The organism is Ruegeria sp. ANG-S4, from assembly GCF_000814005.1.
GTDB lineage: Bacteria > Pseudomonadota > Alphaproteobacteria > Rhodobacterales > Rhodobacteraceae > Ruegeria.
In genome coordinates this window covers 182259-193864 of record NZ_JWLK01000001.1, presented here as the reverse complement: position 1 = coordinate 193864, position 11606 = coordinate 182259, and the positions used below count along the sequence as shown (strand labels likewise).

At 56.0% G+C, this 11606-nt stretch carries 13 protein-coding genes; 7 read left to right on the top strand and 6 right to left on the bottom strand.

Annotated elements, in window-relative coordinates:
• Positions 1–226 precede the first annotated feature (226 nt).
• On the top strand, positions 227–646 hold the full coding sequence (locus tag RA28_RS01020) for an antitoxin Xre/MbcA/ParS toxin-binding domain-containing protein (protein WP_039522761.1): 420 nt from the start codon (positions 227–229) through the stop codon (positions 644–646).
• A gap of 121 nt (positions 647–767) precedes the next feature.
• Entirely contained in the window at positions 768–1262 is a 495-nt protein-coding gene (locus RA28_RS01015) for an AAA family ATPase (RefSeq protein WP_039525449.1), read from the top strand.
• A gap of 19 nt (positions 1263–1281) precedes the next feature.
• On the opposite strand, the gene RA28_RS01010 is transcribed toward RA28_RS01015, so the two are convergent.
• Positions 1282–3783, bottom strand: a complete 2502-nt coding sequence (locus tag RA28_RS01010) for a cation:proton antiporter (RefSeq protein WP_039522758.1) — start codon at positions 3781–3783, stop codon at positions 1282–1284.
• 219 nt (positions 3784–4002) lie between these two features.
• Between RA28_RS01010 and RA28_RS01005 the strand changes: the two genes are divergently transcribed.
• The 3 genes from RA28_RS01005 (at position 4003) to RA28_RS00995 (ending at position 6594) form a co-directional block, all read left to right on the top strand.
• On the top strand, positions 4003–5103 hold the full coding sequence (locus tag RA28_RS01005; protein WP_039522755.1) for an Acg family FMN-binding oxidoreductase: 1101 nt from the start codon (positions 4003–4005) through the stop codon (positions 5101–5103).
• Positions 5093–5542 (top strand): MarR family winged helix-turn-helix transcriptional regulator, encoded by a 450-nt coding sequence (locus tag RA28_RS01000; RefSeq protein WP_039522753.1) that lies wholly within the window; start codon positions 5093–5095, stop codon positions 5540–5542. Before RA28_RS01005 ends, RA28_RS01000 begins: the two co-directional genes overlap by 11 nt.
• Positions 5543–5613: 71 nt before the next feature.
• Positions 5614–6594 (top strand): hypothetical protein, encoded by a 981-nt coding sequence (locus RA28_RS00995; RefSeq protein ID WP_039522752.1) that lies wholly within the window; start codon positions 5614–5616, stop codon positions 6592–6594.
• Positions 6595–6681: 87 nt separating this feature from the next.
• Here RA28_RS00995 and RA28_RS00990 read toward each other — a convergent pair whose 3' ends face one another.
• Genes RA28_RS00990 through RA28_RS00980 form a run of 3 tightly spaced genes read right to left on the bottom strand, consistent with a single transcriptional unit; the run spans position 6682 to position 8482 of the window.
• Positions 6682–7053, bottom strand: a complete 372-nt coding sequence (locus RA28_RS00990) for a cupin domain-containing protein (protein ID WP_039522750.1) — start codon at positions 7051–7053, stop codon at positions 6682–6684.
• A 26-nt stretch (positions 7054–7079) separates the two neighbouring features.
• A complete protein-coding gene (locus RA28_RS00985) occupies positions 7080–7682 on the bottom strand; it encodes an RraA family protein (RefSeq protein WP_039522748.1) in 603 nt (200 codons plus the stop codon).
• On the bottom strand, positions 7679–8482 hold the full coding sequence (locus RA28_RS00980; RefSeq protein WP_039522747.1) for an alpha/beta fold hydrolase: 804 nt from the start codon (positions 8480–8482) through the stop codon (positions 7679–7681). Before RA28_RS00980 ends, RA28_RS00985 begins: the two co-directional genes overlap by 4 nt.
• 82 nt (positions 8483–8564) lie before the next feature.
• Here RA28_RS00980 and RA28_RS00975 point away from each other — a divergent pair, with 82 nt between their 5' ends.
• Together RA28_RS00975 and RA28_RS00970 are read left to right on the top strand one after the other, a co-directional pair.
• Positions 8565–9041: an Lrp/AsnC family transcriptional regulator gene (locus RA28_RS00975; RefSeq protein ID WP_052261224.1), complete on the top strand. Its 477-nt coding sequence runs from the start codon at positions 8565–8567 to the stop codon at positions 9039–9041.
• Between the two features lie 87 nt (positions 9042–9128).
• A complete protein-coding gene (locus RA28_RS00970) occupies positions 9129–9596 on the top strand; it encodes a lytic transglycosylase domain-containing protein (RefSeq protein ID WP_039522745.1) in 468 nt (155 codons plus the stop codon).
• A gap of 227 nt (positions 9597–9823) precedes the next feature.
• Here RA28_RS00970 and RA28_RS00965 read toward each other — a convergent pair whose 3' ends face one another.
• The gene (locus tag RA28_RS00965; protein ID WP_039522743.1) at positions 9824–10525 is read right to left on the bottom strand and encodes a vWA domain-containing protein; all 702 of its coding nucleotides are present in this window, start codon (positions 10523–10525) and stop codon (positions 9824–9826) included.
• 123 nt (positions 10526–10648) lie between these two features.
• Positions 10649–11566, bottom strand: a complete 918-nt coding sequence (locus RA28_RS00960; protein ID WP_039522742.1) for a haloalkane dehalogenase — start codon at positions 11564–11566, stop codon at positions 10649–10651.
• Positions 11567–11606: the final 40 nt, after the last annotated feature.

The window sequence follows — 11606 nt, the reverse complement described above, 5'->3', positions numbered from 1 at the left end:
CCCGTTTTGAGCCGAACCAATTTCATCCGATTTTGTCCAAACAGAAGAAACGTTTGGGGCCGACAACGAAGTCGATCTTTGTACAATCCCACGGAACGCGGGCTATTGGTGTGCAATTCACACTCTTTCGCAATCTAAATTTGCCAAGTGTGAATTATATTACTTCCAAGCCCGCATTACTCTGGCAATATTGTTGCGTGTGTTGTTAACGAGTGTTGTGTAGCTGATGTATCTGGCCAAGTTTGAAAAGCAGTTTTGTGCGGTCAACGACATCCTCAAGGATGAGTTCGCTCAGAAATTCCCACTATTGGACACCAGCGCCGTGCATGCGCAGTGGAAGAAAGGCTCGTGGCAAATCACACGGATCGGTGACATCTGGAAGCGGACCGGCAAGATTTTCTCGGTTCCCTATGAAGGTGCCGAGGCGTACCCATCGTTCCAGTTTGACCAAGACGGAACACCGTTTCCGTTGATGGAGGATGTTCTTTTTGCGCTGCCGAAAGACATGACCCCGTGGCAACGCGCGCTCTGGATGACCTCGCCCAACGCAGGGCTTGGTGGCGAAAACCCCGCAAGCTGCATCCAGGCTGGCGACGACCGTGTGGTCGAAGTCGCCAGCCATGTTCGGGCCAACAGGCTGAACTAGGCCACCTGCGCTTTAAAACAAACTAATACCTGAATTCCGGCACCGATACTTATGGCTATTGACCGTTGCGACGCGCCCGGCAATCGTTGCGGCAAGGTTCACATGTGCGAAGCGCAAGGTCATGAACGAAGCCAAACCGACGCTTTTTGTTTTCTGCGGCAAGCCCGCCTCTGGCAAGTCAACACATGCCCGAAAACTCAGCCAGTCAGAGCGTACCGTCCTGATTGCAGAAGACGAGTGGTTGGCGGCCCTTTTTGGCAAAGAAATGTCCTCCATCGCGGATTTCGTCCGGTGCTCCAAAAAGCTGCGCGACATCATGGGACCGCATATCGTTTCAGTGTTGAAAGCGGGAACATCCGTTGTTCTGGATTTTCACGCAAACACCGTTGAAGCCCGCGCTTGGATGAGTGACATCCTGCAAAAGTCGGGTGCGAATGGGCAGCTTCACTATTTCGATTTACCCGATGACGTTTGCAAGGCGCGATTACGGGACCGAAATCAATCCGGTCTGCACCCGTTTCAGCTTTCGGAAGATCAGTTCGATCAGCTTTCCCGGCATTTTGTTGCCCCGTCTGACGAAGAAGGCTTCTTACTTGTGGTGCATCGCGTGGAATGAACAGAAGCCCTGTCCTGATTCACTTCTGTTCAAGTAGTTGCCCCAGCTCAACGCCTTGGTTTTCGGCACTTGCAATTACGGCCTTTCGCAACGATTTGCTGCGCCGAACAAGTCTGCGGAACTTGTCCTCGTCCAAAACCAACAGGGTCGTCGGCACGATTGCCCGGACCGACGCCCTGCGTTTTTGGCGCAGCAGCAGTTCGGTCTGGCCGAAAATGTCGCCTCGACCCAACCGCCAACTTTGCCCCGCCATCTGCAATTCGACCGCGCCCGAGGCAATAAAATACGCGCTGCGCGCCTGTGCGTTCTTTCGAATGATGACCTCTCCCGCCTCGACGTAGCGGGTTTTCAGGGCGCGAGCCAACCGTCGCAGCCCGGCAGAATCCATGTCCGCGAAGACTGGCAGTTGTTTTACCAATTCGGCTGCGCGTGGCGCGATATCAATCATCGGACGTTGTTCGGCCTCGGCGCGCTTTTCAGAGACATCGTGTAACAACACCGAATAAAGCTCGGAACCTATGAGGCCTTCGTCGAACATTTCGGCGTATTCACGCTCTTCCAGCCGTAAGGCAATTCTACGAATGAATCGACGCTGAACTTCTTCGGCAAACCCGGGGTATTGAAGTTGAAGCCCGTCCAGGGCCGTGTCCACGTATTCCGAACGTCGATCTATTAGCTCTCTGAGAATACCCGCAACTCTGCGCCCGTGTATCCGGCGAATGCGATGATCTATGAAGCGGTTGACATCACGAAGCACCAACCTTTGGGCAAGCAAAACTTCAAACCGATGCGCTGTGACGCGGGCCAGGGGTCTGCGCAACCGCAACCTGTTGTTCAGAAACGCCGCTATCCTGAACAGGCGACCGTAGTCCACCGTTCGGCGCGCTGCTCGCAGGTACCCGGTGCGCCCGCGCAGGCGCGTTGCCTCGATCAGTCGGTCGATGTCCAAAATCGCCCGCTCTGCCAACCGCGTTGAAAGGGACCTGTCGCGCATGTGGCTCAGGACAAAGTTCCGCTCTGCCGCAGCCAGGGCGATCAGACCCAGAGTCACGCGGTCCCGGTCCAGAATGTCTTTACGCTCTTCCGCCAAGCGCACTGCGGCATCAAGCCTTTGCCCGAACGTGACAGCTTCTGATCGAACGATGTCCGGATTCAGCTCATAGCTGGCGGTGTTTTTTTCAACGTCTTCCCGAACCGTTTGAAGCGAAACGGCGATCACCTGTTGTGACAACGCATCATCCACCGAAGACAATTCTTCAAGTCCCAGCCGACGAATGAACGGTCGAAGGGTTGGCCCCTGCACGATCAGGGTGAACAACGTAAACCCTGTCGCCAAGATGCCAACGGCGCGTTGCGTTTCGGCGGCGACCTGTGCGTTCTCGGTTACGGCCAGTGCCAGCGCCAGAGTCACCGCCCCCCGCATCCCGCCCCAGAGAATCGCATAGCGAAACGGTCGGTTCACGGGTGGAGAGAGGCGAACCATCGTCAAAAACGGCAGGAAGCCGAACAGGATAAAGACACGGGCGGCGACGGCGGCGACGATCACCACAAAGATCAGGCCAAAGTCCGTCCACTGAACGTCGCTCAGGAGTTTTGGTATCAAAAGTGCTGCAAGGATAAAGATCAGCGCTCCGGCCCAATGTGCGAGGACGCCCCAAATATCAGAAAGAACAGCCCACGCTTGCGGCGTCAGGCGTCCGGGTGCAGACAAGTTCAGCGTGATGCCGGAAACAACGACCGCGATCACGCCGGACGCACCGATACTTTGCTCTGCAATGATGTAGGCCAGATACGGCAACGCGATCGAGATTGAGATTTGCGCAAGTTCGAAACCTTCGATCAGCGTCATCAGCCACAGGCCCGCGCGCGCCAGAACCCAACCTGTTATTGCCCCGCCAACCAAAAGCATCGGAAACTGGAACAGGGCGTCCTGGGGCCTCGGGTCCGGCGCTCCAACCATGACAAATCCAATAAACAGCCCAAACAAGGCGATCGCAGCCGCATCATTCAAAAGGCTTTCACCTTCGATTATCCGGGCCAGTCTTTGCGGGGCGGATATTGACCGAAAGATACTAACAACGGCCGAAGGGTCTGTCGTCGAGATGATGGCGCCCAAAAGGAGACATGCGACAACCGGCAGCGAACTAACGGCTGCAAGCGCGAACCCAACGGTGAAGGTCGCGACAAAAACCGCGACAATGGCGAGGACGAAAATCGGAACCCAATCATCCAGCATGCGCCTCAGGTTCATGCCTAACGTCGCTTGAAACAAAAGTGTCGGCAGAAAGATGTAAAGGAACACATTTGCGCGGATTGGGAAGCCAAGGATCGCCTCTGCCACGGGGTTCATTACTTCGGTGAGATCGGTTTGAAGAAAGAACGTGGCGGCCACGCCAATGATTATGCCGAGAACTGCGAGGACGACGCTGTAGGGAATGCGAAGACGCGCCGCGACTGGCTCTGCAAGCCCGATCACAACGAATAGCGATGCAACGACTGTGGTTACAAGAACGATGTCCATTACAATTCTCTGGGCAAACTTGAGCTACGACATTGGGTTAGTGTCGCAGCACTATCACTGAATGGCCACCAAATGCTTGATGTATAAGGCGCGACAATCGCGCCACCCACGATCCCGAACGGCCCCGGGCATGGTCAAACGGCAATGAACGATGGGATGGGTTGATTTAGTACGATTTCGTATTATTTTAGTTCGATATCGTACTAAAGGAGATTCCACATGCCAAACAGAAGACGTTTCCTCAAAATCGTCGGCGGCGGCACGATTCTGGCGGCGACAGGTGTCGCGGGCTTTCTGGCCACACGCACCCCGCACCGCGCCTTGGCGCCATGGCGGCCAGAGCCGTATGGCGATCCGCGCAAAGCCGCCTTGTCTTACGCAATTCTCGCCCCCAATCCGCACAACCTGCAACCTTGGTTGGTTGAACTGATCGGCCAAAACACTGTTCGCATCCACCGCGACACGGACCGCGAACTGCCAGCAACGGACCCCTACCATCGCCAGCTTTACATTGGTCTTGGTGCCTTTATCGAAACGATGGTTTTGGCGGCGGGCGCTCAGGGGTTTCAAGTCCGAATAGAGTATTTGCCGGACGGAGAAGGCGGGTCCGTCGCCGAAGCGGTTTTTGTGTCTGGTGGAAATGCCGATCCACTCTCGGATCAGATACTCAAGCGACACTCCAACAAGGAAGCTTTTACCGCTCAGCGCCTTTCGGACACCGACATGTCGACCCTCGGTGACTACGCCGATCTGATTGCCGATGCCGGGGACGTGGCGCAGGTCAAAGAACTTACAAAGCGTGCGTTCGAGATTGAGATGCGAACACCCCGCACCCTGAAAGAATCGGTCGATTTGATGCGCATCGGCAAGGCTGAGATCAACGCCAATCCGGACGGAATTGAAATGCGCGATCCGATGCTCGAGACTCTGCGCCTGACAGGCCTTCTGGACAATGAGACACTGATGGATGTCGATCACCCCGGCAATAAGGCTTTCCTGCGGGGATATTTCGAAATTCTGGATGCAACGCCGCACTATGCCGTTATCACAACCGCAAGAAATACCCGTCGGGACCAACTTGACGCCGGACGTCAGCTTATGCGTCTGTATCTGAAAACAACGGAAATGGGCCTGGGGCTCCACCCGGTCAGCCAAGCGCTTCAGGAGTATCCGGAAATGGAAACTGAATACGCCTTGGCACATGAGCTTCTTGCGTCACCAGGCCACACAGTGCAAATGTTGCTGCGCTTGGGGTACGGGCCAGAGCCAATTGCCACGCCCCGCTGGCCGTTGGAGACCCGTATTCTGAATGACGCCTGAAGACGACATCGATGAAATCTATCGGTTCTTCACCGAGGTCGGGATTATCAATCAGTTAATCTCGACCAAACTGGAGGCGTTGTTGCCTGGTCGAATGACGGCCACTCAGTTCGGAATTCTGGGCCATCTTGTCCGACGCCCGGACGGAGAGACCCCGCTGCAACTGTCCAGCGCATTTCAGGTTCCCAAAACTTCGATGACCCACATGCTGGCGAGCCTCGAAAGCCATGCTTTGATCACCTTGCAGACCAATCCCAGCGACAAACGCTCCAAAATTGCGCGTTCCACACTGCAAGGGAGAACATTCTTAGAGCAGAGCATGGAAAAAATGTCCAAAGCTCTGGGCCCTGTCTTCGCCGATCTTGGATCAGAACCGTTTGCCAAGTCACTTCCCAATCTGGCGCGCATACGCGAAGCTTTGGACCGCGAAAGAGACTAACAGGTGTAAGACAACCCCCTCGCGAGCACGCTGGAACGCGCGTGCGTCTTTGCCACCAGGGAGAAACAACCGTGTCGACGCAAACTGGCGGATTACTCTCCTGGCGCGTGACGATTACGATTTGTGCGGCGGCAGCAATTGTCACGCTGTTAGGCCAAGAATTGGCACCATCGGGCGGGGTCGCTGCTGTCGCAGGGTTTTCAGCTGGCTTTTTGGGGTCCGTTTTTTCAACACGCAGATCTACCGCGCGAACATTGGTTCTGGTCGCGGGCTGCGTTCTGGTCTGCACCCTGTATCCCTTTCATTGGATTGGGTTCCTGTGCGGCTTCGTTCTGATCAGCTGGGCTGCGATTGAAGGTCACACAAACGGAGGTTTTGCTACAATCCCGGCGTTGAACGGGTTGCTTCTGTACCTGTTGATCGCCCCGGATGAACGGACGGCCTTTCTGGTCCTGATGTTCGTCGTGACTGCCGTCGTCGGGGGCCTTCTAAGTGTGCGACTGAATTTGGCCGGGGCAGCAAACCGGCCACCGATGTCGTTGAAGGGGGCGCTGTCGGTCTGGGTGTTTTTACTTGCAGGCCTGGCTTTGACATCATTCCTTGCGCATTTGATCGGAAACCAAAAATCCTACTGGCTGTCTTTTCTCTTCGTGTTCCGCGTATTGGCTCCCTTACAAAAGGTTCCCGATGCTGCAGCGCGGTTCGGGGTGGGCGTCGCGCTTGGTTCCTTCATCGCCATCGGGCTGGAATTCAGCGGACTGTCACACAAATTTCTGGTCGTACTGGGTTTTGCTGCCGCTGTATTCGGGGTTCACAGAATAGGCGGCAACACAATCTGGACAGCGATGTTCTTTACAATCGCCACGCTTTTGGTCACGGCACCCACAATCGAGTCAGCCGTGTTTCGGATTGAGGCAGCGGCAATCGTTATCGCAATTGTTGGTTGTTTGGCGTTTTTGATCAGCTGGTGCTGGGAGCGGATCGAAAACCGTGCTGACAACAACCGAAACAGTGCAGCCAATGAGGGCTCTGATAGGTATCACCGCTGGTGAAGCGCCGAATAGGCTCCGTTTGAATGGCCTTGTTCCCCCGGAGCAATTCAGTTTGTTCCGCACATCCAGCGTTTCTCTGTCGCCACGCTATTCGGCGGCAAAACCGGACCCGGCCTTGCGATAGGCCGCACGTGGGGGCGCAAAAACATCCAGCACTCTCGCGCCATCTGCCCCTGCGCGAAATCCATGCGCAATCCCACCTGGCGTGAGCCAGAAGTCACCGCTTTCAACCGGAACCTCGACACCATCCTGCAGGCGAACGCCGCTTCCTTCGAGAAGGACACCCCATTGTTCTTCCGGATGTGCGTGGATTGATCCTTCGCTAAATGGCTCAAAGCTCACGACCGAGAACATGGCCTGTTCCCCCGGAAAAACGCGCGTTTCTATACCGGGTGCGAGCGTCCGGGCGATGCCTTTGCTGAGGTCGGCGAAATTGAAGAACGTATCTGGTCTGCTCATGAATGTGCTTCCAATTTGAAGGGGGTTCAGTGGTCAAGCTCGAAAATGTCATAGGTGGTTTCACCGGCCAGAATTCGGGCTCGAATGGCGTCCTCGCGCTCGGCAACCTGAGCGACTTTGCGCAAGACATTCTCGGCACTTTGCGCGGGGATAACCACGACGCCGTCATCATCGCCAACGATGATGTCACCCGGCGATACGGATACACCGCCGACGTTGACCGCGACATCGATCTCACCCGGATCGTCTTTTGCGGTAGGTTCCGGATGATAGCCCCGACAGAACACTTGAAATCCCAAAGCGGCGATATCTGCGCTGTCCCGGATGGTGCAATCGAAAACCGCGCCGCTGATTTCTTTGGCTTTGCAACCATCCGCCAAAAGGTCCCCAAACGGGCCAAAGCGGTCGGATGCACCACCATCAACAACCAACACATCGCCCGGATTAGCCACATGCACAGCGCGATGAATGGCGCCGTTCTGACCGGGTGTGATCCGAACGGTCCGAGCCCTTCCGGCAATGCGTCGCCCGGGAAGGAGCGGTTTGATTTGCGAGATGAGAGGCCGGACTGCGGCGTCCGCATTGCACAGATTTCCCGTGGGAAAGGCAATGAAGTCCGAGGGGATCATGATTGAGCCTCGTTTCGGGAGAGAAACTCCGCCATCGCCCTCCATAGGGCCGGCGGATTGGAATACATCGGGAAGTGACCAGAATCCGGAATTTCGATCACCTCGACCCCTATCTTTGGCAAGTGGTCAAGGTACGAAAGATGTCGGTTCTGCACGCCGTGAACAAAGGCGCGGGGGCAACTGAGGTTCGCCATGATACCCATCAGGTCGGTGTTGTCCGACAGGTCGACCATCGAACGGAAGATCGGCGCGACACTCGTCGCGCGCACCTTGGCCTCCAACGCGATTGCATACAGCGCCGATGAATATTCAGAGCGCAGACGCACCCGCTGTTTGAAACCAGCCAGAAAGTCATCCGCGGCTTCAGTCGGGTAGTCGATGATCTGACGCGACAAAAAGCAGTCCTCGGGTGCAACATTGCCTTCGATGTCGAAAAAGCTGAGCACCCTGTCCGATTGGTCCCGCGCCAACATCAACGCCGTAAGCCCGCCCATGGAATGGCCGGACAGATGAAACCGATCCAGTTCCAGTGCGACGCAAGCGGATTGCGCGACCTCGACCAGAAACGGTATCGACAGGGCATCCGGATCGCTGATGGACGACGCACCACAGCCCGGTGCATCCCAGAAAACCAAGTCCCGATCCTGAAAATCCTCTCGGAGCGTCAGATCAGCATAGTCTTCCTTGGTGGAGCCAAACCCGTGAAGGCACAAGAGCGTCGGCAACGGTCCGCGACGACGCAGGTAGGCAAGGCTGATCGCCACGCCCTGAACATTCAAATCCAGAGATCCGCTTTCCATACTGTACCGCTTTCGTCATGCAGATTCGCGTCCAATGTGGATTTTCATAGACGATTCGCCGTTGAATTGATATAATTACCGTATGATTGACATAAAAGATCGTGAGATACTGTCGATCCTTCTGGACGACGCGGCCGTGTCAAAGGCCGAAATAGCCCGGCGCGTCGGCCTTGCCGCCTCGGCGGTCTCGGAGCGGATACGCCGCATGGAAGCGGAAAATATCGTGCAAGGTTACGAAGTCAGGATTGATCCACGCGCGCTGGACAAACCCTTGCTCGCCTTTGTTTTCGTTACCGACGCCAAACCGAGTCAGGGTTTTGACACAGCGGCAGCGCTGGAAGGCATAACCGGGTTGGAGGAACTTCATAAAATCGCGGGAGAGGACTGTTACCTTCTCAAAATCCGCGCTGCAGATACGGACGAACTGAATGCAATCATCGAAAAGCAGATCAACCCGGTTCAGTCAGTGACCCGCGTTCGGACAACGATAGTTCTGAAATCTGTTGCTGAAAGGGCTTGCCTTGCCGGGCACGATCTCCACGCGGCGCCTCTGAGGTAAAACTCGCGATCAGATTCACATGGCTATTGAATAACACGCGCCGCCGGGCTCTGATAAAGCCCATTACGAAGTTAGACGAGAATCCCGATGCGATACATAGCCCTGTTTGCTGCGCTGTATCTGGCCGCGTGTGGACGTGAACCCGCCGAGCCGCTTACCCGTCTCTATCCCGGAGAGACACCGGAACTTCGCGTGATGATCAACGAAACCGCGGATGCGTATGATGTTCCCCGCAGCCTGGTTCACCGCGTGATCCAACGCGAGAGCGATTATCGTCCCCATGCCCGAAACGGTCCCTATTACGGACTGATGCAGATTCTGCCCGCCACTGCGCGCCAGATGGGTTTTCGCGGCGAACCCTCGGATCTTTTGGACGCCCAGACCAATCTGACCTACGCGGTCAAATACTTGCGAGGCGCGTGGATGGTGTCAGACGGCAACGAACCCGAAGCGGTGATGTGGTACGCGCGGGGGTACTATTACGAAGCGCGAAACAGATGCATGCTTGTGGCGACAGGGCTCAGGGATACCGAGGTTCGTAAGTACTGCGGCTGAGGCTTGATCGAGGCGCGGCAATGGAATGAAGAGCAGGCGGGCTTTCTTGCCGTCGTGTTTTGGGCAACCACCGACGCGACGATTGCGGCCCAAGTTCCGACAGCGCTGACCAAAAGCTCTGCACCCTAAACTGACCTTATTGGTTGCTGGCACCTTGTTTACTGACAACGCAACACAAGCTGCGCTTCGTTCTTTGCCGCATCCTGCGACAAATACGACGGCAGAATTCATCCGATGACCGGACACCCGAGCGTTCTTTGCAATGCCGCGACCAATTCATCTACAGTTTCTGTCTTAACGAAAAGGCCACCTGTCTCATCCGAAAGGCACTGGGCCACAGTTGTAGCGTTTAGCGGATCCTGCTCGGGGTTGTTCCATGTGAAAAAGTCAACAACAGCACGAAACCCGATCACGTGGATTGTAAGGTCATGGGCACCAGCGTTTAACGCGCGGGCCATTTCACAGGGTCGCCCACCACAGGTTTCGTTGCCGTCAGTCACCAGCACCACAACACCGGGGCCGTTGCGATAATCCAATGCTTCTGCGGCTTGCCGAACAGCCTCGGTCAGCGGCGTCAAACCTTCGGGTCGCAGGGCATCAACGGCATTTATGACCGGCCCTGCCGCATCTGCTATCGGGTCAAAGCGCAGGTCCAGGTTTTGGCAGGGGCCATTAGGCCCGGGCCCATAGATCAGCAGCCCCACGCGGCGGTATGGCGCGATGTCCGGCATTGCGCGTCGGATCGCCTGCCGCGCCTCGACAATGCGCGTGTTGGCCCCGGTCTCAAAGCTGATCTCGTCCATCGACGTAGAGCCATCGAAAACCAGCATTGCATCGGCTGAGCATTCACCGATTTGTGCCAAAGAGGTTTCGATGCCAGACGCAAGCGCCATGGCTGCCAGAAAACCCGTTTGGACGAGACGTTTCATTCGTTCAGTCTGGCACTGGGTTCTGCGACTGTCCAATGACAAAACTGCCGATCGGCAGCGACAACCGCACCGTCATGGCGCATGCCTTCGGGCCCCCGTTGTTCAGATTTCACCCCGTTTCAATCAATCCGACGTCATTCTGGTCATGCCAAAATGCGCCAAGGCACGTTCGGCGATCAAGGGTCCCGCGGCTTCCTGAACGAAATGTCCGCCCTCTGCGATCTCAAGAGGTTGCGGGCAGCCTTTGATGAACGTGCGCAGGTGGTTCATGACGGTCGGACCAAGCATCTCGTCCTTCATACCAATGGCCATAAAACTCTGCCCGTCCCATTCGTTCGACCAGAACTGAGCCGCTTGCTGCGAGATGTCGACTCCGGGGGCGTCCATAGTACGCGCGATCAGATGAGGGAACTTTCGAACGCCTGCCTTGTAGGCTTGATCCGGAAACGGCGCTGCATAGGCTGCTGCGCCGACGGCCGAAATGCTCGGCTCGTTCTTCTGCATGATGTACTCGATCGGAACATCCGGATCAGAGTCGATGTCAGCCTGCCATTCATCAAAGGCAGGCATGTCTACCGGGCCTGCCATGAGGCCTGTGTTCATGATGATAAGTCGTTTGAAGCGCTCTGGCATTTCCATCGGAAGCGTCAGCCCAAGAACACCGCCCCAATCCTGCACAACAAGTGTGATGTTTCGCAGGTCGAGGCGTTCGATCAGGGCCAGCATGTAGTTGCGGTGGAAATGGAAGGAATAAGCTTCGTCATCAATCGGCTTGTCTGACTTGCCAAATCCCAGCCAGTCTGGTGCGACCACGCGGGCGCCAGTTTTGACGAAAACGGGGATCATCTTGCGGTAAATGTAACTCCAACTCGGCTCGCCATGCAGGCACAGAAAGACTTCGTTGGCGTCGTTATCGCCTTCGTCGACATAGTGCCCGCGAAGCCCTTGATATCCCAGAAGGTCATCGACGTAGTGCGGTTGAAACGGGTAATCCGGCAAACCGTCAAAGCGGTCATCAGGCGTGCGCAGGGCTTCGATCATTGGAATCTCCCAGTTTGGTCACTTGACCTAAACTGAAATA

What these genes read in the sequence shown, in the direction of transcription:
- RA28_RS00990 (WP_039522750.1), bottom strand. Translation starts at nt 7,053, where the DNA reads ATGAGCAGACCAGATACGTTCTTCAATTTCGCCGACCTCAGCAAAGGC.
- RA28_RS01005 (WP_039522755.1), top strand. Translation starts at nt 4,003, where the DNA reads ATGCCAAACAGAAGACGTTTCCTCAAAATCGTCGGCGGCGGCACGATT.
- RA28_RS01015 (WP_039525449.1), top strand. Translation starts at nt 768, where the DNA reads ATGAACGAAGCCAAACCGACGCTTTTTGTTTTCTGCGGCAAGCCCGCC.
- RA28_RS01000 (WP_039522753.1), top strand. Translation starts at nt 5,093, where the DNA reads ATGACGCCTGAAGACGACATCGATGAAATCTATCGGTTCTTCACCGAG.
- RA28_RS00960 (WP_039522742.1), bottom strand. Translation starts at nt 11,566, where the DNA reads ATGATCGAAGCCCTGCGCACGCCTGATGACCGCTTTGACGGTTTGCCG.
- RA28_RS01010 (WP_039522758.1), bottom strand. Translation starts at nt 3,783, where the DNA reads ATGGACATCGTTCTTGTAACCACAGTCGTTGCATCGCTATTCGTTGTG.
- RA28_RS00985 (WP_039522748.1), bottom strand. Translation starts at nt 7,682, where the DNA reads ATGATCCCCTCGGACTTCATTGCCTTTCCCACGGGAAATCTGTGCAAT.
- RA28_RS00965 (WP_039522743.1), bottom strand. Translation starts at nt 10,525, where the DNA reads ATGAAACGTCTCGTCCAAACGGGTTTTCTGGCAGCCATGGCGCTTGCG.
- RA28_RS00980 (WP_039522747.1), bottom strand. Translation starts at nt 8,482, where the DNA reads ATGGAAAGCGGATCTCTGGATTTGAATGTTCAGGGCGTGGCGATCAGC.
- RA28_RS00970 (WP_039522745.1), top strand. Translation starts at nt 9,129, where the DNA reads ATGCGATACATAGCCCTGTTTGCTGCGCTGTATCTGGCCGCGTGTGGA.
- RA28_RS00975 (WP_052261224.1), top strand. Translation starts at nt 8,565, where the DNA reads ATGATTGACATAAAAGATCGTGAGATACTGTCGATCCTTCTGGACGAC.
- RA28_RS01020 (WP_039522761.1), top strand. Translation starts at nt 227, where the DNA reads ATGTATCTGGCCAAGTTTGAAAAGCAGTTTTGTGCGGTCAACGACATC.